Annotated in this window: 19 protein-coding genes; 5 read left to right on the forward strand and 14 right to left on the reverse strand. The window is 44.5% G+C overall.

The window, feature by feature from the left end; genetic code table 11:
- The first annotated feature begins 215 nt into the window (after window positions 1–215).
- Entirely contained in the window at window positions 216–659 is a 444-nt protein-coding gene (locus ACTXGJ_RS06270; protein WP_443565390.1) for a PACE efflux transporter, read from the forward strand.
- 108 nt (window positions 660–767) lie between these two features.
- Here the strand turns inward: ACTXGJ_RS06270 and ACTXGJ_RS06275 are convergent, their stop codons facing one another.
- Window positions 768–1,565, reverse strand: a complete 798-nt coding sequence (locus ACTXGJ_RS06275; RefSeq protein WP_443565391.1) for an enoyl-CoA hydratase/isomerase family protein — start codon at window positions 1,563–1,565, stop codon at window positions 768–770.
- Between the two features lie 282 nt (window positions 1,566–1,847).
- Between ACTXGJ_RS06275 and ACTXGJ_RS06280 the strand changes: the two genes are divergently transcribed.
- A complete protein-coding gene (locus ACTXGJ_RS06280; RefSeq protein WP_443565392.1) occupies window positions 1,848–2,669 on the forward strand; it encodes an alpha/beta fold hydrolase in 822 nt (273 codons plus the stop codon).
- Between the two features lie 154 nt (window positions 2,670–2,823).
- Here ACTXGJ_RS06280 and ACTXGJ_RS06285 read toward each other — a convergent pair whose 3' ends face one another.
- The 4 genes from ACTXGJ_RS06285 to ACTXGJ_RS06300 form a co-directional block, all read right to left on the reverse strand.
- Window positions 2,824–3,888 carry an HpcH/HpaI aldolase/citrate lyase family protein gene (locus ACTXGJ_RS06285; protein WP_439242572.1) on the reverse strand — a complete coding sequence of 355 codons (1,065 nt, stop codon included), beginning with the start codon at window positions 3,886–3,888 and terminating at the stop codon, window positions 2,824–2,826.
- 80 nt (window positions 3,889–3,968) lie between these two features.
- Complete coding sequence (locus ACTXGJ_RS06290) at window positions 3,969–5,138, reverse strand: cysteine protease StiP domain-containing protein (protein WP_443565393.1); 1,170 nt, start codon at window positions 5,136–5,138, stop codon at window positions 3,969–3,971.
- A 14-nt stretch (window positions 5,139–5,152) separates the two neighbouring features.
- The gene (locus ACTXGJ_RS06295) at window positions 5,153–5,983 is read right to left on the reverse strand and encodes an HAD hydrolase family protein (protein WP_443565394.1); all 831 of its coding nucleotides are present in this window, start codon (window positions 5,981–5,983) and stop codon (window positions 5,153–5,155) included.
- The gene (locus ACTXGJ_RS06300) at window positions 5,980–7,218 is read right to left on the reverse strand and encodes a phosphoribosyltransferase domain-containing protein (RefSeq protein WP_443565395.1); all 1,239 of its coding nucleotides are present in this window, start codon (window positions 7,216–7,218) and stop codon (window positions 5,980–5,982) included. Before ACTXGJ_RS06300 ends, ACTXGJ_RS06295 begins: the two co-directional genes overlap by 4 nt.
- Window positions 7,219–7,668: 450 nt before the next feature.
- Here ACTXGJ_RS06300 and ACTXGJ_RS06305 point away from each other — a divergent pair, with 450 nt between their 5' ends.
- Entirely contained in the window at window positions 7,669–8,865 is a 1,197-nt protein-coding gene (locus ACTXGJ_RS06305; RefSeq protein ID WP_439242564.1) for a sugar transporter, read from the forward strand.
- A gap of 23 nt (window positions 8,866–8,888) precedes the next feature.
- Here the strand turns inward: ACTXGJ_RS06305 and ACTXGJ_RS06310 are convergent, their stop codons facing one another.
- Complete coding sequence (locus ACTXGJ_RS06310) at window positions 8,889–10,019, reverse strand: ATP-grasp domain-containing protein (RefSeq protein WP_443565396.1); 1,131 nt, start codon at window positions 10,017–10,019, stop codon at window positions 8,889–8,891.
- A gap of 237 nt (window positions 10,020–10,256) precedes the next feature.
- Here ACTXGJ_RS06310 and ACTXGJ_RS06315 point away from each other — a divergent pair, with 237 nt between their 5' ends.
- Window positions 10,257–11,546 (forward strand): TerD family protein, encoded by a 1,290-nt coding sequence (locus ACTXGJ_RS06315; RefSeq protein WP_439242558.1) that lies wholly within the window; start codon window positions 10,257–10,259, stop codon window positions 11,544–11,546.
- A 96-nt stretch (window positions 11,547–11,642) separates the two neighbouring features.
- Here the strand turns inward: ACTXGJ_RS06315 and ACTXGJ_RS06320 are convergent, their stop codons facing one another.
- The 3 genes from ACTXGJ_RS06320 to ACTXGJ_RS06330 all read right to left on the reverse strand — a co-directional run bounded on the left by ACTXGJ_RS06320 (window position 11,643) and on the right by ACTXGJ_RS06330 (window position 13,826).
- A complete protein-coding gene (locus tag ACTXGJ_RS06320) occupies window positions 11,643–12,251 on the reverse strand; it encodes a TerD family protein (RefSeq protein WP_299331273.1) in 609 nt (202 codons plus the stop codon).
- Window positions 12,252–12,327: 76 nt separating this feature from the next.
- Window positions 12,328–13,080, reverse strand: a complete 753-nt coding sequence (locus ACTXGJ_RS06325; RefSeq protein ID WP_443565398.1) for a TIGR00266 family protein — start codon at window positions 13,078–13,080, stop codon at window positions 12,328–12,330.
- Window positions 13,081–13,250: 170 nt separating this feature from the next.
- Entirely contained in the window at window positions 13,251–13,826 is a 576-nt protein-coding gene (locus ACTXGJ_RS06330) for a TerD family protein (RefSeq protein WP_025647412.1), read from the reverse strand.
- Between the two features lie 324 nt (window positions 13,827–14,150).
- On the opposite strand from ACTXGJ_RS06330, the gene ACTXGJ_RS06335 reads away from it, so the two are divergent.
- A complete protein-coding gene (locus ACTXGJ_RS06335) occupies window positions 14,151–14,810 on the forward strand; it encodes a 7-cyano-7-deazaguanine/7-aminomethyl-7-deazaguanine transporter (protein ID WP_439242551.1) in 660 nt (219 codons plus the stop codon).
- Between the two features lie 133 nt (window positions 14,811–14,943).
- Here the strand turns inward: ACTXGJ_RS06335 and ACTXGJ_RS06340 are convergent, their stop codons facing one another.
- The 5 genes from ACTXGJ_RS06340 to ACTXGJ_RS06360 form a co-directional block, all read right to left on the reverse strand.
- Window positions 14,944–16,017 (reverse strand): DUF475 domain-containing protein, encoded by a 1,074-nt coding sequence (locus ACTXGJ_RS06340; RefSeq protein WP_443565399.1) that lies wholly within the window; start codon window positions 16,015–16,017, stop codon window positions 14,944–14,946.
- A 486-nt stretch (window positions 16,018–16,503) separates the two neighbouring features.
- Window positions 16,504–17,079 carry a TerD family protein gene (locus ACTXGJ_RS06345; RefSeq protein WP_439242545.1) on the reverse strand — a complete coding sequence of 192 codons (576 nt, stop codon included), beginning with the start codon at window positions 17,077–17,079 and terminating at the stop codon, window positions 16,504–16,506.
- Window positions 17,080–17,264: 185 nt separating this feature from the next.
- A complete protein-coding gene (rlmKL, locus tag ACTXGJ_RS06350) occupies window positions 17,265–19,556 on the reverse strand; it encodes a bifunctional 23S rRNA (guanine(2069)-N(7))-methyltransferase RlmK/23S rRNA (guanine(2445)-N(2))-methyltransferase RlmL (RefSeq protein WP_443565400.1) in 2,292 nt (763 codons plus the stop codon).
- Window positions 19,557–19,711: 155 nt separating this feature from the next.
- Complete coding sequence (locus tag ACTXGJ_RS06355; protein WP_439242540.1) at window positions 19,712–20,899, reverse strand: mechanosensitive ion channel family protein; 1,188 nt, start codon at window positions 20,897–20,899, stop codon at window positions 19,712–19,714.
- A 110-nt stretch (window positions 20,900–21,009) separates the two neighbouring features.
- Complete coding sequence (locus ACTXGJ_RS06360; protein WP_439242538.1) at window positions 21,010–22,515, reverse strand: dihydrolipoyl dehydrogenase; 1,506 nt, start codon at window positions 22,513–22,515, stop codon at window positions 21,010–21,012.
- Window positions 22,516–22,667 lie beyond the last annotated feature (152 nt).

Here is a 22,667-nt window from a genome sequence, read left to right on the forward strand (position 1 = left end):
TGAAGCGTTTTTAAGTTTTACCGCTTTTATATAAATAGAACCCCGTATCACAATGATGCGGGGTTTTTCGTTTTAAGTACAGTGGCTGATTTTCTACGCTACATTAGGTATAATATAGAAGCAGGCGGAAACCGTGGCTCTGCACTTTTTTTTACTTTTCATATCTCGGGACGGACCGATACTTTTTATGCACTACATGTGCTTTGGAGTCTTGGTTGATTACCTTGTCCCCCATCAAACGTCGTATCGTCTATGTGACTGTCTTTGAAATTATCGCTATTATCTCGTCCACTTATGTATTGATGAAGCTTAGCGGTAGCGATGCGGCAGAGTCTTTACCAGTCGCGGTGATGGTGTCATTGGCAGCGGTCATCTGGAACTTTCTCTACAATACGGCATTTGAAGCGTGGGAACGTCGCAAGCATGTGGCAAAGCGTACCTTATTCATCCGCAGTATGCATGCATTAGGATTTGAAGGTGGCTTGGTGTTGATTTGCTTGCCGCTGTATATGGTTTGGTATGATGTGGGCTTGATGACAGCCTTTGTGATGGAGGTGGCGTTACTGCTGTTTTTCTTGGTTTATACGTTTATCTTTACTTTGTGTTTTGACAAGATATTTACTTTACCGCATCACTATAAGAACACTGCGGCTCAATAAGTAAATATATTACTCATATTGATATAGATTTTCTATATGGACCTATCCAAAGAAGACTGCCTAATGGCAGCCTTTTTTATTACTCAAAAAAACATTGGTGTAAGTGAGTTATTTACCCTGATAAACCGGCTTGCGCTTCTCCATAAACGCCGTAATCCCTTCTTTGAAATCATCGGTTTGAGCCATCATATTTTGTTGCTCGACTTCCATCCCTAACGCTTCGTTAAGTCCTGAGAATGCATGAATATTGATCATATGCTTCATAGAGGCCAGCGCCTTACCCGGTAGTTGACTTAAGCGCATGGCTAGGCCGCTAACCTCATTGTCAAGCTCCTCGGCGCTGACGACTTTATTGACTAAGTCTAACCTTGCGACATCATCGGCTTTGAGCTTATCGCCGAGCATGACCAGCTCGGTCGTTTTGGCCGCGCCAACTAATTGATTTAATAAATAAATACCGCCTGCATCGGGTATGAGGCCGATATTGACAAAGGCTTGCACAAATTTGGCATTGTCACTTGCAATACGAAAGTCACAAGTCAGCGCTAAGTTCATACCCGCGCCAGCCACTGCGCCTTCTAATTTGGCGATGATGGGCTTATGAATATTACGCAATTTAAGGCTGACCTCAGCGACTTCGCGCAGCATAAAATCAAGCTTAGCGACTAGAGCTTCAGACTCCATACCGTTCTCTAGCATCTCGCCGATATGACCGCCGCTTGAGAAGTTACCACCGCCGCCTTGCAAGACGATAACGCGTACTTCATTATCTTTATCTGCCTGATCGAGTGCTTCCATAATGGCACCTTTCAACGGCGTACTAAAGGCATTTAGGGTTTTGGGGTCGTTCATGGTGATAGTGGCGATGTGGTTAGTTACTTGATAATCGACAAGCGCTTGTGACATAAGGGTCATCCTTTTAATAGTTAGGGTTTAGAAAGCTAGCTAATAAATAGTCCAATGTTAGTTACTATAGCAGGTTAGCGGGCGCTCTAAAATCTGATTTGGTGTACCTTTGCGCCATCTTTAGTAGCAGATGCAAGCTGCTATTTACAAATATCACTACTAAATTTAGGAGTTGTAAATTATGCTAATTATACGAAGTTAGACATAATAATATGCTCGTTTAAGCATTCGTACAGATTTACATATAGATTCAATAGTCATTCACATAAACAAGGAAGAGTTATGCCAACGATTACAGTAAATAATGCCGACATTTATTATGAAGACAGCGCGCCCAATGATCATCAAAAGCCCGTAATCGTCTTCGCTCACGGCCTGCTTTGGAGCGGTAGAATGTATGACAAACAAGTTGAACATTTTAAAAAGGACTATCGCTGTATCACCTTTGATTTTCGTGGGCAAGGGCAGTCGCAGATTACCAAAGACGGCTATGATATGGATAATTTAACCAAAGACACTATCGGCTTGCTTGACGCGCTAGATATCGATAAGTGTCACTTTGTTGGCTTATCTATGGGCGGGTTTGTCGCGCAGCGTATCGCGATAAACCATCCTGAGCGCTTATTGTCACTATCGTTGCTTGAGACCTCTGCAGATGCCGAAGATCCCAAAAACGTGCCTCAGTATCGTAAACTAATGAAAGCGATTCGCTGGCTTGGGATGAAGCGCGTCAGTCAAAAGGTGATGCCAATTATGTTTGGCAACACTTTCTTGGCAGCCAAAGAGCGCAAGGCCGATCGAAAAGAATGGTTATCTATGCTGCAGAGTAATCGCAAAGGGGGCACGGTTAAGGCGACAACGGGCGTAATCGAGCGCAAAGGAGTTTATGAGCAATTAGGCAGCATCCAGACGCCAACTTTAATCATCGTCGGTGATGAAGATGCGGCGACGCCTTATGACAAGTCTGAGCGCATGCATTTTGCTATTGATGGCTCCAAGCTTGCGGTGATTAAAGGCGCAGGTCATACGTCAACTGTTGAAGAGCCTGAGCAAGTCAATAGAGTATTAGGTGAGTTTTTGGATAGGATTGAAGGCTGGTATTAATGAGTAGAGTTTAGCCTTAAAGTCTATGTCGTATTTCATACAATAACCCCCAAAGTTGTGTCCAACTTATGGGGGTCAGTTTATCGAGAGGATAGCGGCTTCTGGGTTTTTTTATAGCGAATCTTAATGATTCTAAGCAGTTAATCGGAGCCAATTACAGTCGTGAGCTATAGTCAGTATTATCATTATTAATAGTGCCAAATACTTTGGCACGGTTGATAATCTCTGTAGCCCAAGCGCGATGCGTGGCCGGCTCTAACATAGTATTGTTGTACTTAAATACAGCTTTGGCCTCAGTATGCAGTATCGCTTGCGCCTCATCTAAAGTAGTTGCCGGTACGCAATACGCTTGCTGTACTAGCGCGATTTGACTTGGGTGAATGACAGTTTTGCCCACTAAGCCCAAGCTGACATCACGCGTTAATTCTTGCATAAATAGCGTGGGCTGATCTAAGTATTCAAAGACGGGCGCTGTGAGATAAAAGCCATGCGGCACAAAGCAGCCTAGCAGCTGATAAGCCAAAGTACCAATAGGAGTATCATAGACAATGCTATTTTTTGGGCGGCGCAGACGTAGCGCGGCAAATAGATCATTCCCGCCAATACGCAAGGCAAAAACAGGCTGGCTAAATGCTTCTTTAAAGCCAATAGCCAACTCTTGATTATGATGCGGATTAAACAGTGCGGCAGTCTCCAGAGTCGGCATCAGCAATTGGTCGGTGCTGAGGTTCTGACAAGCCATGCGCCAATTCGACAAGCTACACATATCAACTTTTGGCATGACAAAACCATCGAGCAGCTCAATATGCTTATAATGCGCTAGTTTTTGTAGCATCATCGGATTACGCGGACGCACAAACACTAACGGCCGCGTGGGCTGCTCTTGCTTAGTGTTTTCAGGTTTTGAAGGATCATTGATACTATCAATATGCGCCGCCCAAGTGTTGAGCAGCTCCTGTAATCTCTCTAATGCTAGCTCCACATCGTCATGGCTAACTGCGTCCTCAACACAGATAATAATACTATTAATTGTCGATAATTTTTCCCGCTTAATCACCTGCCAAATATCTTGCCGAGTTGCTGGCATGTATAGGCTAGCGCCCAGCTGGTAGGGGTGATGAGTATGCGGCTTTAACAAAGCGTGGCGCTCTGTAATGAGATGCTCATAAGACTGGGTGGAACGATAAAGGTCTGACTCGTTATTAGAATTATCTGGCATAGTCGGTATCATAATTAGTTAAAGAGAGTATAAGAGGTAAGAGAAATCGCGCAAATACAAAGCGCTAAAGTACTGGCACATTAAGTCGGATGGGTGCGCTGTTTGATAAGGGTAATCGCTTGATAAGGTAATATTTTAGCACCTAACACACTGATTTCAATATCTCTATCACGGCATAAGTGTCGTAATAATGTGGTGTCAGGATGATCGGCAGTCGCGAGTAAGATGCGCTCAGGGTCGCGGCGTAATATCGCGCGGGTCGCCTCGGCGATAGTGGGTTTGATGCGATTAAGATTGTCGATACTGTACTGTGTCGCTATTTTATCAATGATACTTTGAGTACTATATCTAGGCTGTATAAAGGTCGCTAAACGCTTAGGCGCTGTCGTTAGCTGTTGCCGTTCTGACTCAATCTGCTCGATAAAAGATAAGCTATGATCGATAGCGACTAAGTTATCATAAAAGAGAGCACGATGTAGTCCTGAGTGCGGCTCGGTATAAAGCGAGCGCGATATCAGTCCTGATACCGTACTGTTTAATAATCCAGAAGGAATCAGCCAGTCATCAAAGCTTGCCGCCAGCCAAGCGACGCCCGCCGGATCGGCAAGGGTAAGTAACGGAATAACCCCTTTGCCTTGATGAAAAATATTAGTAAAATTAGGGTGTCTGTCATCGACAAAAGGCTTAAGACTACGCGCCAACTGTTGATAGATAGCACCTTTGCCGGTCCAGCCATCGACAAAGATGATAGGGCTGCCGGGATGACTGTCTAATATAAGCTGCAACGCGACTGGGTCAAGGCCACGATCGCGAATGATACTAATACCGTAGTGTTTGGTTGGCAAGGCATAAGCGCTATTAGCATCTATTAAAGCGCGCTGCAATAATACACCAACGGGCAGTCCAGCTCTTACTAAGCTGACTACTATTAATGGGGTTTTTTCATTGACTGAAGCTTGAAAAATTTCGTGCAGGGTATACGCTAGATTTGCAATATCGCTAGCCATGCGCGCTTTGCCTTGTGCTAAAGCTTGCAGATATAGCTGCTCATGCCTAGCGCTTGGCGCTTGCTCTAAGGTGAGCATATCAGAGTAGTGACGCTGACCACTTTGAATCAGCGTTTCTTTTTCACTGACCGGCACATCCGCTACTTCCGTCTTATCTACGATATCAAGGAGCACTGTCACATCGTCAGCCAAATAGCTACCCGAGCCAAATGTTTCTAAGTCTTTTATTATAGCTTTTGTCATTAAATGCCCTGTGGTTATTTTGATTGTTGAGGGTCGCATTGATCATGCAACTGCCCGTGATTGGGCATTCCGTACCAGTCTAGCAATTGCAAAAAAGGCAAATCGGCTAAGCTATCACCAAAGCCAAAGCTCGGCCTAGTACTCTCTAAATGCTGCTCTAATAAGAACTTTACCGCGTGATGCTTGTGTACGGCATGCGGCAGAATGGCTAAATTATTAGCGTTCACATGTAGATAAAAATGCCCATCAAAATCACGGATCAGTTTAGGCAACTGCTTTGCTAACTCTATCAAAGCTTGATGATCTTTTTGCGCATGTTTAATCGACAGATAAATGATTAGCTCTTCAGGATCAGTGCCGTTATTGAAGCTATCACTATGCGCGGTAAATTTTAGATGGCTGTTGTCGGTACTGCTGTGCTGAGTAAATAATTGGCTAAGCTGGTTCAATTTATCTTGCAACGGCGCAAGCTCGTTATGCATGTGCTGCTGCCACTGACTCTCGAGCTTGCCGTCTTCACTAACAATAATCGCCCCATGAGTTAACACCTGCCAACTGGCAAAAGGCAGTTTCACCCGTTTAATCTCCGTGCGATCACGAGCAGTGACGACGATTAATTCAGTACTCGCTAGTAACCAATTAAAAAAGCTCACTTGGCGATGGGTCATAAAGCTCAGTGGCTCGCCTTTTTTATTTACGGCAGCACACACTAAATTCTCAGCTTTGGAAGTCGGCAAATCCCAAGCGTCTATTTTGCGCTGCGTTTGAAATAGCGTGTCGTCTAGATCCATGAGCGTATAGGGCTTTATGATATGAGAACTGGCTTTGAAGAAAGGAATAGTCATCGCTCTGCTCCTACGACCAATACGTTATCCAAATCTTGCCACAGATCATCCACGCTATCGCTAGCGGTCTCCACACATAATACAATCAAGTCCCAATCATCAGGCTCGACATTATAGACAAAGTTGGTCATACCTAGGCCATAATTATCATGAAAGCTGAGCATGGTACTAATCGTACCGCCCAACGCTATTGGCGAGCGCGTCAACGCGCTAAACTTTACTACATTGTTTGTAGCTGTGTTTTGCTCGAGCCACTCGGCTAATAAAAACGGCAACCAGACAAATTCATTACTACCTAACACTAATATTCGTTTGGGTAATCTGCCTTTTTCAGAAATAGCTTGCTCGCTAAAACTGGCAAACGCTTGCTGAAAATTCTGTAGATAATCCACAAAGCCGCCCGTACTATCGAGCGTCGGAATGCGTCCCCAATTACCGGTGTTTCCAAGAGCTTGACTGCCAGCCTCAATGGTATCCACTGATGGCATAACTATCGGCTCAGGGCTTGGTGCATCCGTCCATTGCCAAGCGCCGGACAATAGATGGTGACGATAAAACTCTACATCAGGCAGGCGGGTCGAGATGTTGTCATCAGCATCAGTTGTACTTTGATTTAATGACCAATCAACCAAAGTAGTTAGATGGACTTGCTGTAATTGCTTGAGCCCTGCGTCTCGCAAAGCCGTCACTACATTGACGCAAGTATTTCCGGTTGAGGCTTCATCATCGACCATGATTAAAGTTTTGCTAGCAAGAAGCTGTGCTTGTAAATCTTTATCGCTACTTTGATAAATTAAATGCTGGCTGGCATGACTGTGATCTTCGCTAAAGGTCGTGAATATTGCTGCGTCATTGTTTTGGTTATGCTGAGCGTGACGAGTAGAGTTTAATAATAGCGCATTTGGGTAGCGAGTTTGCAGAGCTTGGTGCACGCCTGCCGACAGTCCTACAGCAGTCTCAGCCATCCCAATCACTAAAATCGGCTCGGGCAGATTATCTGATACTAAATTTGCCAAATCGGTAAAAGCACCACGCATGATACTAGGTGAGACAGGGATGTGGCGGCCTAAAACTTTAGACACGAACAAGAACGCACGTTTGGGGTTAATACGCTGAGCAAAGCCAAGCAGGTCTTCTAGCTGGTAGGTATTATCGTTTCGGTTATTAGTCTGGTAAGTGAGGTCTAGTTTGCCTCGAGGTAGAGTGATGGTAGTACTTTGTGGCTTAGCTGACATTCATATTCCTTAACCTAGCTTCTTAAAACGGTTTTATAGTAGAGGCTTTATCTCGTTTGTTTGAGTATTTGATTTCTTGTTTGACTGCTTGTTGGAGTGTTTTTTAACTTTGTCACTGGTGCTTACAGATGACCGTAACTTTGCTTACTAAACTGGGCTTGCGTAATAACGAGTTTGCTATTAAATTCCAATAAAAAAGTAGTTATCTGTCACTTTTATTTTTACTTTAAGCTAAAAGTATATTGGCTCAGCATTTTTATCATCATATATGAATTAGCAGTAGAATGTCATGGTGTTGATATTATTTATAATAGTAACGAAAGTGACTTGTAATTTGGTTGCGCTATAAGCATAACGGCGTATCTTCTTTACACCACTTCTTTAATTTTCGAGCCAATATTGACGCTATTATCGATACTGTCACTTTGGCTCCCTTATATAGTAGATGCTATGGAACCACCTCCAGCGCCCAATTCAGCTTCTCGGCAAAGCAAGTATTTTCAAGTGATATTAATGGGGGTGAGCGCCTTTGTCGTCAATACCACCGAGTTCGTGCCTGTGGCGCTATTGAGCGATATCGCGCGGGATTTTTCGATTACTACCGCAGAGACCGGCTGGATGTTGACGCTCTATGCTTGGGTGGTCGCTGCCATGTCACTGCCACTCATGCTACTGACCAGTCGCCTTGAGCGTAAGCGTTTGTTGCTTGCATTGTTTGCGGTGTTTATCGCCAGTCATGCGTTATCAGTCTTTGCTTGGAGCTTTAACGTACTGCTCATCAGCCGTGTGGGTATCGCGCTCTCGCATGCGATATTCTGGGCGATTACTGCGGCAATAGCTCTTCGTGTTGCGCCGCAAGGCAAAAAAGCCTTAGCACTAAGTATATTAGCGACTGGCACGTCTTTAGCGCTTGTATTAGGGGTGCCTATAGGACGTATATTGGGACAATGGTTTGGCTGGCGTACGACTTTCGCCGGTATTGGTATCATTGCTTTTATCGTCTTTATTCTACAAGCTAAACTGCTGCCAGATCTGCCTAGTATGTTCGACGGCTCCTTTAGTAAGCTGCCAGAGCTACTTAGAAACCCGCTGCTTATCTGCTTATATTTATTTTGTTTTGTCGTGTTTACCGCTGACTACGCTGCTTACTCGTATATCGAACCCTTTATGAATAAGGTCGGTACGATTAGTCAAAATCAGGTCACTTTTATACTGTTACTATTCGGCGGCGCCGGCCTAATCGGTAGTTATATCTTTAGCCGCTGGAATGAGCGTTCAACCACTCAGCTTATGCTGATATCTACCGTATTGATACTGGCCGCTATGATGCTGATGTTATGGGCGGTGAGCTCGATATGGCTACTGAGTATCGTGACGGTAGTTTGGGGCACAGCGATGATTTTATTGATGCTAACTATTCAGTCAAAAGTCATCGAGATTGATGTCAATGCGCAAGATATGGTAATGGCGATGTTCTCAGCAATTATCAATTTAGGAATCGGGATGGGCGCTTTACTCGGAGGTTACGCGGTGACTTATATTTCTTTATCGAGCGTGGGTTTCGTCGGCGCAGCGATAGCCGCCCTTGCTTTAGTAGTGATGGTATATATGGTTAGGCGTTTTCCTGAGCTAAGTCACAATAGCTAGGAGAGTGTATTGCAAACCATCTACTATCTTTCTGTGCCTGTTTCAACCTTCACACTCGTCATGATAGAACGTATCTGACAAGGGGTGATTTGCTGAATACTATCAGCCAGTTTCGGTTTGTCAGTTAGTCCTAACCAATAGCCAAAGCCGATTTGCGTTAGATCGACACCGCTATGCTTGGTGTAGCCAATACCGCCAGAGGGACGAGAGTTAATCTCTAGTACGCAGTGCTGTCCCTCGTCATTCTGTTTGGTCTGTACACTGACGATCCCATCACAATTAAAGGCTTTGATTAGTGGAATGACCACATCCATCACGGGATTATCGTAGCCCACGTGCTGAATCTTGCCTTCTTTATAGCGAGTGACTGCCGCCAGCACCTCGCCATATTCGCAGACCACATCAATAGAATACTCGCGCCCTGACAAGTAAGGCATCAACAACATAGGAATAGGGCGCTCGCGTACCATTTGGCTATGACTATAAGCACTGATGAATTGCTCGGTGCTGATTTTTTTGTTATCAGTGAAGTATAAATGCTCAAAGCTATCGTATTGATTATCGCTGTCAAAGCTAGAGTCTAAACGCCAAAACCCTTGGGCGAAGATACCAGTTACAGGCTTTACGCAGAGGCGCTTATCGCTATGCTCGCTGAGTAATGCGGTGAGCTCAGCGGTCGTATCAAAGCGCCAAGCAGTCGCTACTGGAATGTTGTGTGCCAGGCAGTGCTGCATAAAGGCAAACTTATCATCGATAGTCTCAAGTGCTGCGACGCTAGTAGCCCCAGTTAGCAGGCGAATGCCAGACTCATCAAAGACAGATCTATGCGCTTCATAGTCAATTCCATTACGTCCGGTAAGTAAGACTTTAACATGGTTCTGCTTGGCTTGTTCCAATACAAACTGCCAACGATCACTAGGCGCTTGGTTATCTTGCGTATCTATTTCCTTGGCAGAGTGATGAGGTTCACGAAAGCCCATATCGGCGAATTCAAATATCTCAGGACGCTCATGACGATGAGAAGCAATTATAGTAAAGGGCGTCATCGATTGCGCTTTAAGGGCTTGTAGACTCTCAAGCATATCGCGTTGACTCGATTGCCCTTCAGCGAGCCAAGCTGCTGTTGGGTTACTAGCATTTGTTGTATGAGTCATAGCGGTGTCCATGATTGTCAAAACCTTAAGAGATAACTGCTCGTTATTATATACAAATACAGCAACTGATAAATGCTTATAGTCAGCCAATTTTTAAAATAATTGTGCAAAAAGTTAAGCCATAAGTCGCCATAAAACTCGCCCAATATCCATGCTACTATATACTCATATACAAGCGAATCATTCATAAATAGCTTTCACAGATAAAAGAAATACATATAACAAAAGGAAAATATAATGAGCCAAACCCAACCGCAGGTATTAGTAGCGGGTGCTAATGCGCCGCTGCCTAATGACAATATTAGCATTCGTATTTTGAGTCACAACGCAATCGATTGCGCCGCTTATCGCTTGACCAGTAGCGGAAAAGTACGCGGTGATGGCGATATGATCTTTTATGGTCAGACGCGTAGCGATGATGGTAGCGTCAGCTTCCGCGGCCATGACAGCGATGGGTTTTTTGATATTAATTTACCCGCACAAGCGAGCGAAATTGAAAAAATCGCTTTGGCGTTCTCTAGCAATCAAACGCTCTCGCAGCTCGGCGATGTCGATATTCAAGTGCTGCAAGGCAGCCAAGTACTGATGACTTGTCAACTCAATAGCGCAGGACGTAATGAGAAAGCGATCATTCTAGCAGAATGCTATCGTCGTCAGGGCAGCTGGAAGTTTCGCTTTATCGCGCAAGGGTTTGAAGGTGGTCTTAAGCCTTTATCCGAGCATTTCGGAGTGGAGATTGCCGATGATGCACCAGCCCAGCATCAGTCAAACAATCAGACTCAAAACCATTCACCATCGATCAACACCCAAAAGCCGAATCACAGTACTCAAAACAATGGCAATCGAGACAGTGCTCATCAGAACAATCCGCCGCCGATTCCAGCAAGACCCTCAGTCAATCTGAGCAAGATTACCTTAACCAAAAACCAATCCACCATCAACCTAACCAAGCGCGATGACTTTGGTAAGATAGCGGTCAATCTAAACTGGAATCAACGTCCGAATGTCGATAAATCCGCGCCAAAAAAAGGCCTGCTAGGCGATTTATTTAAGCAGCGTGGTTCAGGTGGCATTGACCTCGATATCGGCGCGATGGTGCACCTAAAAAACGGTGAGAAGACGTTAATTCAAGCGTTAGGTAATCGTTTTGGCAATCTCAATGGCTCGCCTTTTGTGTTGCTGCGCGCTGATGATAGAACAGGGCAAGTCAGCGATGGCGAATGGCTCGATATCAATGGTCAGCAGTGGTCGCAAATTCAAGAAGTGTTTATCTTTGCTTTCATTTACGAGGGTGTGCCTAATTGGGCGCAGACCGATGGCGTAGTGACGATTCATGTACCCGGACAGCCGCCTATTGAGACTCGATTGACCGAAGGTGCGGGTAATGCGCCGATGTGCGCGATTGCACGGCTGGTTAATCAGCAGGGCAGTATCAATGTCGAGCGTATTAACCAATACTTCAATGGGCACAAAGAGATGGATAAAGCCTTTGATTGGGGCTTTAGCTGGAAGCGGGGCAGTAAATAGTAGTAGGGTAGAGTGGATGTTTGGAGCTTATAAGGCAAACAGCCTAGCTATTTATCATAGCTAGGCTGTTTTTTATTAAGGATTTAATACTAATTTTTACGCATGCGGTGCAATAGCGGGCATCAAATCATGAAAGGTGCGACCAGAAGCGGTTTCACCGATAGCGTGCATCTTCCATTCATTGTTATGACGATAGACTTTCGCCATAATCATCGCAGTGTGTCCGCCTTGCGCTGATAGGTTATAACGCGCTACTTCTGAGTTGTTACTGGCATTAACGATACGGCAAAAGGCATTTTCAACCGTCTCAAAAGTCTGACCCGTGAAGCTATTGACGGTAAATACTAAGGAAGTCACAGTAGCGGGAATCTTCGATAAATCAACATTAATCACTTCATCATCGCCGTCACCTGCGCCGGTACGATTATCGCCGGTGTGCAAGATACTGCCATCTTTGGATTGCAACTGGCCAAACCAAATCGCGTCGACGGCTTGCTTATTACTATCGAACATAATGCAGGAGGCATCTAAATCAATAGTATCGCCGCCGCTACCACCGCCAAATAGTTTTCCTAACAAGCCAGTTTTTTGTGCTTGGGGTGCTTGTGCGACATCCCAGCCTAAGCCAAGCTTGACTTGGGTAAGGGTACCGCCTGCTTCTTTGCTTAAGGATATTTTTTGTCCTTTTTGTAGACTGACTGCCATATCGTATTCCTTTTAGTTGTTATAAGAATTTTTGCAATAAAGTGGTAGAGTGAATTCATCCAACTGCATTTTTTGGTTATAAAATATTATCTAAAAACCCACCGCCGCCACCGCGACCACCCGCGTTGCTACCTAGTACGCTCTGTAGCCAGCCTTGATAGCTATCGCGGTTACGCGAGCAAATAATCACTTTACCTGAACCAGAAAAGTTCAACACCATACCTTCGCCACTTGTGACAGAGTTGATTATATTACTCATAAACCCTTTCTTCTTACTGGTCGAGACCGAGAGTTTGTATTCTAGGTTAGAATCCCAGCAGACCACATGACCATTATCGATAATGACATCTTTACCCGGCTCCACTTCGATCTCAAATAGCGAGCCAAACCCTGATACTACTACTTGGCCTTGACCTTGGGTTTGCATCACCATAAAACCGCCAGTGTCGCCAAACACCGCGCCGCCCAAATTACGTTGTATGTTGGCTCTGATATCGACGTTTTTTTGCGCGGCAACAAAAGCACCATCGCTTAGCGTATATTGCTGCGCTCCAACATCGAGTATCTGCATATCACCGTCGAGAGTAGGGGCGAGCAGACAATCGCCTTCACCGCCTGTCGCCTCAATCTGCTGCTGAAATAGCGATTCATCATTAGCAAAACGGCGCATTAACGACTGCATGAGGCCGCCTTGTAACTTACCTTTTAGCTCAAGATTGGACTCCATCATGACCATAGCGTTGGCTTCACAATAGATCGAGTCACCCTTTTGTAGATTACAGTGCAAAAAAGGCTCGATGGTACCTATTAAACTAAAAGTCGCTGCCATAATGAATGTATCCTTAAGCTAGTCATTGAACTGATCATTTACTTTTGCTATTGATGATATAAAGAGGATAGAGGGCTGGTGAATGCATAAAATTAAAGCCAACAAACACGGATAATCATCGCACTTGCTAGCTTTAATAGATAACGCTTACTTATGTTGAAAGTCTAATCTTAGACATTCACACCATAAGAAGAGGCTAATGGACCTAAGCCGCCGCTGAAGCCTTGACCGACTGCGCGAAATTTCCAGTCGCCACTATGACGATAGAGCTCACCAAAGATCATAGCGGTCTCAGTGCTACCGTCTTCTGATAAGTCGTAACGAGCGATTTCGCTATTACCGTTGTCATTGACGATACGAATATACGCTTCGCCAACTTGACCAAAGTTTTGGTTGCGGGCTTGGCCTTCATAAATGATCGCGCAAACCGCAACTTTGCTGACATCTGCTGGAATATTAGCGAGATTGATTTTGATCTGCTCATCATCGCCGTCACCTTCGCCAGTGCGGTTATCGCCGGTGTGCTCAACAGCGCCATTGTCTGACTTTAGGTTATTAAAGAAGATAAAGTCTTTATCATTACGCACTTTACCGCCTTCATTGACTAAAAACGCGATGGCATCTAAGTCAAACTCTTGACCGTCAGTGGCGCGTGGATCCCAGCCAAGACCGACGGTGATGTTGGTGAGGCCTGGCGCTTCTTTTGATAAGTTGACGTTACCGCCTTTTGTTAAGCTAATAGCCATAAAATTGTCCTTTTAGTTATCAATGATTTATTGAGGCATTATAAGGTGATTCATTATTTGCTAAGCGTAGATGGTAGGTCGCTTAGCGTTACGTTTTACTATACTAAGCAGCTACTGACTACGCAAGTCGTATTTTGTGGTTATCTGTTTAGAGATGTGTCTTAAAATCATCTACGGCAAACATCTTTAAAACTTTTTATGAACTAAATTTGTCTAAAGTGGCTAATAAAAATTCTTACCCGAAGGGTTTAGCTATTATCGCTTTTGCTCTATAATATGCGCGCTCAGGTTCCCTCAACCCTGAATTAAAAAAAGGACTCTTCTATGAGCATCAATTCTATTTCAGCCACATCTACATCGTCTATTCGCTACAGCCGTGCTTTATTTTGGTTAGTGGGTCTGCACATCTTTATTATCGCTATCAGTAACTATCTGGTACAAATTCCAGTTGGCTTCTTTGGCTTTATCACTACTTGGGGCGCGGTTACTTTTCCGTTTATCTTTTTGGTGACTGATTTGACCGTGCGTATCTTTGGTCAGCAGTTGGCGCGGCGTATTATCTTTTTCGCTATGCTGCCGGCACTAGCGATCTCGTACTATTTTTCGGTGGTATTCGCTAATGGGCAGTTTGTCGGGCATGAGCACTTACTTGATTTTAATCTGTTTGTATTTCGCATTGTGCTAGCCAGCTTTGCCGCGTATGTGGTTGGGCAATTATTAGATATTCAAGTATTTAACAAACTACGTCAGCTAAAAAGCTGGTGGATTGCGCCGCTCGCCTCAACGCTAATAGGTAACTTAATCGATAGCTTTTGCTTCTTTGCCATCGCTTTTTATCAAAGTCCGGATCCCTTTATGGCAGCGAACTGGGTTGAGATTGGTACAGTAGATTATATCTTTAAGATGGTCATGGGCGTATTAATATTTTTGCCACTATACGGGGTGATTTTGGCGAAGCTGCAAAAAATGTTGGCAGGTAAGTAGATAGGAGAGCTAAGACAGGGTAAGAGCTACAAGAGAACCGAGCAATAAGATAATTATCATACACATAAAAAGAGCTATAACGAATTATCGCTATAGCTCTTTTTTATTGTCTCAAGCGGCTAAGTTGCAAGCTCTACCTACCCTTAGGATTCGCTAGCGCCTCTGTTTTTCGGTACTTAAGCGAAGCTAACAGCGCCCAACCGATAAAGGCAATACCAATCAGACCAGTAATCAGCTCTGGTACGTGGAATTTGACCGATAACAGCATAATAACTGCAAGAGCGCCAATAGCGTAATGAGCGCCATGCTCAAGATAGATAAACTCATCAAGCGTGCCTTTGTCGACTAAGAAAATAGTCATCGAACGTACGAACATCGCACCGATAGCGAGACCTAGCATAATCACAATCACGTCATTAGTAATAGCAAACGCGCCAATAACGCCATCAAAGCTGAATGATGCATCAAGGACTTCTAAGTATAAAAAGCCGATAATCCCGCCTTTCATAATAGCGCTAGTCGCTTGGCCTGTGCTGTTGCCCTCGTTATCTAGCTCTTCTTCTAGATCGCCCTCTAGCATGCCCGAGATGACTTGCACGCCTAAGTATACCAAAATACCCCAAACGCCAGCGATTAGAACCGCCGCCGCTTGCGTGTCTGCAGCAAAGGATACGGCAATCATTAACACAATCAGTGCCACAAAGACACTCATCGCATCGACTTTGGCAAGTTTCGCCAAGCGGCTCTCAAGCCAGTCAAACCAGTGCACTTCTTTTTCATCAAAGACGAAGTTTAAGAAGACTAATAATAAGAAGATACCCCCGAACGCTGAAATCTCAGCATGATGCGCCATCAATCTCGCAGAGTACTCTTCAGGATTATTCAAAGCCAAGTCGATCACCTGCATCATACCTAAGTCCGCAGTAACAGCGACGATGACGATAGGGAAGACCAAGCGCATACCGAAGACGGCGACCAAAATACCTACGGTTAAGAAAATCATTTTCCAAAAGTCGTCCCAGCCTTTTAGGACGGAGGCGTTAACAACGGCATTATCAAAAGATAAGGAGATCTCCATAACCGCCAAAATAGCCGTAATTGATAGCGTGGCTATCATTCCGCCTAAACCACCGTTTGAGTATCCCCACCAAGCCGCTACCGCCAAGGCAATAGCGGTGAAGATAAAATCTAAATAAAAATGTCTCATGACATATCCTGTCTTATTGCATCAAACTATAGTCAATTCTAAATAAAATAGATATATGGTTCTTCAACGCGGAACTGGTATAAATTTTACTGGCGTGCTGTGCCTAGCAGACAGAGGCTGCATAAAATTCATCCCAGTCCCACTGTACCGTTTTTATAAGGAACTCACTATAATGCTAGGTTAATCTTGTCTAGTTGGGGTATAGCTATTATAAAAGCAGCTATTACTAGCTGCTTTTTTGGGAAAAAACTTAGAGAAACATAAAGCATTTTGGCCGGTTTAGCTAGGAAAAGTTACGCTATTTTGCAGCCTATGCGGTTTTATACTTAGAGCTATTATGGCGATTACTCATCAGAAATAAAGTCATATCTGACAAAATATTGGCAAAAATAGCGCATTGAGCAGTACATTTTTAAACCCTTTAACTATGCTTTGATTGACCCTGCTTTTATGCTCTAACAACAATGCTTTTACAAGGCTTTAAAGTTAGATATCGACGCCATATTGATGGCACATTGCTTGCAGGCCGCCAGAATAGCCTTGACCTACCGCGCGAAATTTCCACTCGTTATTGTGGCGATAGACTTCACCGAACACCATCGCGGTCTCAACTGAGTAGTCCTCTGCCAGATCGAAACGAACCACCTCAGTGCCAGACTCTTCGTTGACGACACGGATAAAAGCGTTCGCGACTTGACCAAAGTTTTGGCTACGAGCGGCAGCATCATGAATGGTCACAGTTACGACAATTTTATCGATATCGCTTGGCACTTGCGTCAGGTTCACTTTGATGACTTCATCATCGCCATCCCCTTCGCCGGTACGATTATCACCGGTATGCTCAACTGCACCATTGTCAGATTTGAGCTGATTATAAAAGATAAAATCATGATCGCCGCGTACTTTGCCGGCATTACTTAGCAAAAACACGCTAGCATCAAGATCAAACTCAGCGCCTGAGGTAGCGCGCTCATCCCAGCCTAAACCAATTAACAGCTTATTGAGATTAGGGTCGGTTTTGGTTAGTGATAAGTTACCGCCTTTATTTAATGATAAAGCCATGGGAGATCCTTTTAATAGTAGTTGTTATAGTAAATATAAATGGCAATAAATAGTTTAAAAGCGAGAAATGCGCTGAGGTAGCGACTATTTATTGATGTTCTATCATAACAACAAAAAATGACCCAATCAAAGCCGATCAGGTCATAGTTATTACGGTTATTGTTGCTTTACTATTAACTCAGCCCCTAACGATGGCGAATCTCAAAGCTTTGATGAATAGGCTTTTTGATATTGAAATCAAAACCGATCGTTTGATGGGTAATCTCAGTAACCTCATAGCGCTCAGTGAGCTGCTCATCCAGCTCAAAACGCGTGAAGTTGTTAGAGAAATAAAGTACACCGTCAGATGTTAAGCGGTTCATAGCGCGGTTGATAAGCGCCGCATGATCGCGCTGCACATCAAAGGTGCCTTGGAACTTTTTGGAGTTCGAAAAGGTCGGCGGATCGATAAAGATAATATCGAACTGCTCAGTATTGTCCTTGATCCACTCAAAAATGTCAGCGGCGACGAACTGATACTTATGGCGACTGATATCGAGACCGTTTAGCACAAAATTCTGCTTACCCCAATCCAGATAATTCTGGGATAGATCGACGCTAGTGACTTTTTTCGCCCCAGCAAGCGCGGCATGCACACTAGCCGTACAAGTATAAGCAAACAGGTTCAGTACTGATTTATCTTTGCTATTGGCCTTGATACGCGCGCGCATGTTACGGTGGTCGATGAATAGACCGGTATCTAGATAGTCGGTAAAATTGACATAAAAATAAGCGCCATCTTCGCGCGCGATATAAAACTTGCCTTTTTTCTCACTATTGCCTTGCTTGCTATATTGCTCATTACCTGACTGACGCGCACGAGTCTTGATAAACACTTGCTCACGGTCGATATCGAGCACTTCTCGAATACCCATTAGCGCCAGATTAAAGCGTTTTTTGGCGGTCTCAGGCGGAATGGTCTTCGGCGGTGCATACTCTTGTACGTGCACGTAATCGCCATACAGATCAATGGCGACTTTGAAATCTGGCAGATCAGCATCATAAGCACGGATATTGCTAACGTTTTGTTTAGCAGCTTGCTTTCTGAGCTTACCTAAGTTCTTTTGCAAGCGATTGATAAAGTCCTGTCCTTCCTCGACTGCAATTTCTCGCTTCTCAAAGTTGCTGGTTAAGCTACCTAACTGTCCGGCAATCAGCTGACCGTAGCGGAAATATACCGTTATCGCGCCATTATGACAGCGCAAGGTCTTTGGCTCTTTAATCGGTAGGATATCGACTTGCTCGACATGGGCGGCGAGGATACCTAGCATCGGATCGATACCGCTACCGGCGAAGCTGTCTTGTAAGATAAGCCCCAGCGCTTGATAAAGCGGACGAATAAAGTCCTCATCGCCTAAGCGCTCGCCATAAGGCGGGTTAGTGATAATTAATGGATTAATTAATCTGCCATCTTTGACCATCGGTCGCAAAGTATGACTGAGCTTATCTAGCGCGCGCGTCTCCAGATCGATCAGCGGTAGCAGATCTTGTAGGCCGGCCGCTATTAGGTTTTTTTCGGTCGCTAAGATAGCGCCGCTATCAGCATCAAATCCAAGTATCAGCGGCAAGGTATCAGGCTGCTCAAGCGCAATAGCGAGCGCCTCGCGGTGACGATCTTGCGCCTCATCGATCATGGTCTGCCATAGACTCTCATCGTGATGCTGCCACTGATAAAAGCCAAACTGATTAGCAGCTTTATCGATACCAACGGCATAATCTAAATGCATAAGCAGCGCTTCGATAATGAAGGTACCAGAGCCGCACATTGGGTCAATCAAAGCATTATATAAAGGCGCATTATTCGCTTGGTTGCTTAAATGCCAGCCTGAGCTGTAGAGCAGGGCGGCGGCTAAGTTTTCTTTTAACGGTGCATCAGTCATCGCCACTCGGTAGCCGCGGCGATGCAAGCTAGTACCCGATAGGTCTAAATACAGCTCGGCTTGCTTATCATTGACGGTAGCAAAAATAGCAAAATCTGGGTTTTTGCTATCAACATTAGGGCGGCTCTCATAAGCTTCGTTAAAGGTATCAGCAATGGCATCTTTGATACGTAGCATGGCAAACTGCTGGCTGACCGCCACGCGCTTATCGACTGACAGACGAATAGCAAAGGTCTGCTCTAAATCGAACTGCTGCGTCCAGTCAATCGATTTTGCTAGTCCATAGAGCTGCTCTGCCACATCATAATCAGAGTTGATGTTTTTACGCTTAATCAGCATGAGTACCCGTGATGCCACGCGCGACCAGAGACAAATCTGGTATAAGTCCCGCAAGCTTGCGCTAACACTCAAACGTCCGGTACTCTTAATATCACTTTCGATACCGAAGCTTGACAGCTCAGTCTGTAGAGGTAGCTCAAGCCCATCGGCACAGGTGATAATAAGGTCGAGCGTCAGCGATGATGATGAAGGCTGTGCAGAGGAGGTTGGTTCGGTCATACGGATACCTGTGGCTAGAGGGCGGATCAAAGGATGTAAATAAAAAGAGCTTAGTACAAAAACAGAAATACTATCTAACCGATAATTTTAACATAATTCACGCTGATATAGTTCAATGACCATAGCGCTCAAGGCTATATATAGGTCAGCACGCTTTAATCTTTGTTCTTCGTTAACACTATCTCATCGGAGACCAGTTGCGTTGTCGTTTCAAAAGGTTTAGTCGCGATAGGATAATCGACATCCTTTGGCATCAACAGCCGCATGTGTGGGTAGGGGGTTGAGATATTGGCGGCATCAAAAGCCAATTTGATTTTTTCTTGTAGATCCTCTTTTATCTTGGGCATACGAGCGACGGAGGCCGGCTTAACCCAAAAGCGGATAATAAAATAAACACCGTATTCTCCAATTTCAGCCACAGTAGCTGAGACTTCAGGGCGATTTAGCACCACTTCAGTGTCTTTTAGCACTTGTAAGATCTCTGTCCTTGCCTTTTCAACATCATCTTCAAAAGCGATACGCATGCGGATATCAAAACGTATAAAGTTTTTGGAGGTTATGTTAGTGACCTCAGATGAGGCGACATTTGAATTGGGAATAATAACGGTGATGTTGTCACGGGTAAGTACATGGGTGGTGCGTAGGGCAATGACGACCACGCGCCCTTCATTACCATTGATATTGACCCAGTCGCCTACTTGAAAGGATTGTTCAAGCAAAATTGTAATACCGGCAATAAAATTAGCAAGTGTGGACTGCGCGGCGAAACCAACGGCTAGTCCTGCAATACCTAAACCGGCTACTAAAGAGACAATATCAAAGCCAAACTGCGCCATGACGCTGGCAAGGCCAAGCACCAACAAGATGACTGAGAGAATATTTTTGAGTAGCTGTTCAATCGAGGCGTTTAAGCCATAATGCTGTAGTACTTTATGGATAATCTGTCCGGAGGAGGTCCAAAGTACATAGTATATGCCCGCCCATATACAAGCTTTAGCGGTTGCCTTGACTGTCTCAGGCTCAAAGTTAATTTGACTCATAATAGCGATAAGACTCGCCACTATCCAGATATAGCGCAGCACCGAGCGGGCTATCTTGACGCGGCGCTCATTCATGCGCAAGCGGGTGCTGTTCTTTTTGATTAGATATATCGCTAACCAATAAAAAAAACCTATGATGGCTAACAGTATGAGTATCTTAATAGCAGTACTAGCAAGCTCTATGGCATACAAAGACCAATCTAGATCATCTTCTTCTATTGAACCACCCAATGCCAGATAAAGGCTGGCATGCAAATCACGAATGATTTCTTGAAAAAAATCAGTAATGCTAGCGATGGCCATCTTATTGTCCATATGAGTGTATTAATAAAGGCTAGTCTAACGTCAAAAACGCGGCTCTAAAAGACGGCTTAAACCAAGCCACTATCCTAAAAGTGTATCTTAACAGCGCTCTAAAAACCATCTTCTTGCGTATCAAGCGACTGATAAGGGATAGCCATTTTGTGTTGAACATCCCGCAGCGCCGTACGTAGTCCTTCGAGGATAGTAGGATGATAAAAAGGCGTGTCAAGCAGCTGTTTTACACAGATATCATTCGTTATAGCGGTAGCTAAAATATGACCAATATATTCAGCATCTGGGCCGACCATGCTCGCGCCTAATACCTTATCCGTCTCTTTACAGCCATAAATATGCAGTAAGCCGCAATTGACGCCCATAATGCGACTACGGCCTTGGTTATCGAAGCTGACTTTACCAATGACGTATTCTAAATCTGGATCGTCTTCAATCTCTTGCTGTGACATACCGACATTGACGATTTGTGGGGAGGTAAAGACGATAGAAAAAGGAATCGCTACCGGACGAATATAAGCATCGGTATTTTGATCACAAACGATACTGCCAGCGCTATAGCCTTCATCACTAGCAACATGTAAAAGCGGAATATTCGCGTTGGCATCACCAACGATGTAGACATCCAGATCACCTATCTGACCGGTATGTTTATCTAGGTTTTTTGGACGGTTTTTTTCGTCGAGCTCAACCCCTAAATTCTCCACACCTAACTGCTTAATATTATTACGTCGTCCAGTAGCTACTAACACACGCTCACCTTGCCAGCGACCCTCATTGCCGTTTTTATCTGTGTATTCAATAAAAGCAGCTGTCTTACCGTCGGTACTGATCTCATGGCCTATCTCATTAATAGTACTTTTGAGGTGCATGGTCAAATCTTCACTCAAACACTCAATAGCTTTGGCGTTAATGTCGGTATCCTTTAAACCAGCGACGCGGTTTTCACGGTTGAACGCAGTTACGGCGACTCCCAAACGTGAAAAAGCTTGCGCCAGCTCCAAGCCCACAGAGCCAGTACCGATCACCGCAACAGACTCAGGTAAATCAGGCAAGTCAAACACGGTATCAGAGGTGAGTAGCGTTTCTCCTAGTTTTTCGCGCCAGTCGTCAGGAATAAAGGGCGAGCTACCGGTAGCGATGATAATTTTCTCGGCTTGGATAATCTCTTCATTGACTTCGATCAAGCCGTTTTCATTAATATGCGCCTTACCGGCTATTTTACTATCATCTGGCCAGCTCTCGACCTGTTTTTCGATATAGCTCTCAAAATGACTGCGTTCTGCTTGTACCCGAGCCATAACTTGTCTGCCATTGATGGTCACTTCGCTATGAATACCAAAATTTTCTGAGTATTTGGCTTCATGGGCGCGATCAGCGGCGGCAATGAGTAGCTTGCTCGGCATACAGCCTACCGTAACACAAGTCGTGGTCCAAAAACCCTCGTTAATGATTACGATATCTTTCTTAATTTTGCTCGCTTGGCGAAAGGCGTTTTGCCCTGCTGTACCCGCGCCAATAACGGCGACTGAAACGGTGCGCGTGACGCTATCGGAGTTTTGTTTAGATTGCTTATTAGCAAGGTTTTCAGACGATTGGTTCATAACGTTTCCCTATTTTTAATAACTATAATTAATAAATGCTGTCATTGCCATAAGTCAATTGAGAGCGAGTTTTTTAGTCGCCTTACTGCGGATTTTATAAGGTTTAGTCTTTATCTGCCAGCTCACCGTTACGCCACTGAATCATATGCAAT

Origin of the sequence: Psychrobacter sp. 1Y11 (genome assembly GCF_052259045.1) — a bacterium.
Taxonomy (GTDB): Bacteria; Pseudomonadota; Gammaproteobacteria; order Pseudomonadales; family Moraxellaceae; genus Psychrobacter.

Coding starts and splice junctions, on each gene's coding strand:
- ACTXGJ_RS06320 (WP_299331273.1), bottom strand. CDS start 12,251: ATGGCAGTCAGTCTACAAAAAGGACAAAAAATATCCTTAAGCAAAGAA.
- ACTXGJ_RS06310 (WP_443565396.1), bottom strand. CDS start 10,019: ATGACTCATACAACAAATGCTAGTAACCCAACAGCAGCTTGGCTCGCT.
- ACTXGJ_RS06275 (WP_443565391.1), bottom strand. CDS start 1,565: ATGTCACAAGCGCTTGTCGATTATCAAGTAACTAACCACATCGCCACT.
- ACTXGJ_RS06345 (WP_439242545.1), bottom strand. CDS start 17,079: ATGGCTTTATCATTAAATAAAGGCGGTAACTTATCACTAACCAAAACC.
- ACTXGJ_RS06335 (WP_439242551.1), top strand. CDS start 14,151: ATGAGCATCAATTCTATTTCAGCCACATCTACATCGTCTATTCGCTAC.
- ACTXGJ_RS06330 (WP_025647412.1), bottom strand. CDS start 13,826: ATGGCTATTAGCTTAACAAAAGGCGGTAACGTCAACTTATCAAAAGAA.
- ACTXGJ_RS06290 (WP_443565393.1), bottom strand. CDS start 5,138: ATGACAAAAGCTATAATAAAAGACTTAGAAACATTTGGCTCGGGTAGC.
- ACTXGJ_RS06300 (WP_443565395.1), bottom strand. CDS start 7,218: ATGTCAGCTAAGCCACAAAGTACTACCATCACTCTACCTCGAGGCAAA.
- ACTXGJ_RS06355 (WP_439242540.1), bottom strand. CDS start 20,899: ATGGCCATCGCTAGCATTACTGATTTTTTTCAAGAAATCATTCGTGAT.
- ACTXGJ_RS06340 (WP_443565399.1), bottom strand. CDS start 16,017: ATGAGACATTTTTATTTAGATTTTATCTTCACCGCTATTGCCTTGGCG.
- ACTXGJ_RS06315 (WP_439242558.1), top strand. CDS start 10,257: ATGAGCCAAACCCAACCGCAGGTATTAGTAGCGGGTGCTAATGCGCCG.
- ACTXGJ_RS06280 (WP_443565392.1), top strand. CDS start 1,848: ATGCCAACGATTACAGTAAATAATGCCGACATTTATTATGAAGACAGC.
- ACTXGJ_RS06305 (WP_439242564.1), top strand. CDS start 7,669: ATGGAACCACCTCCAGCGCCCAATTCAGCTTCTCGGCAAAGCAAGTAT.
- ACTXGJ_RS06285 (WP_439242572.1), bottom strand. CDS start 3,888: ATGCCAGATAATTCTAATAACGAGTCAGACCTTTATCGTTCCACCCAG.
- ACTXGJ_RS06295 (WP_443565394.1), bottom strand. CDS start 5,983: ATGACTATTCCTTTCTTCAAAGCCAGTTCTCATATCATAAAGCCCTAT.
- rlmKL (WP_443565400.1), bottom strand. CDS start 19,556: ATGACCGAACCAACCTCCTCTGCACAGCCTTCATCATCATCGCTGACG.
- ACTXGJ_RS06360 (WP_439242538.1), bottom strand. CDS start 22,515: ATGAACCAATCGTCTGAAAACCTTGCTAATAAGCAATCTAAACAAAAC.
- ACTXGJ_RS06325 (WP_443565398.1), bottom strand. CDS start 13,080: ATGGCAGCGACTTTTAGTTTAATAGGTACCATCGAGCCTTTTTTGCAC.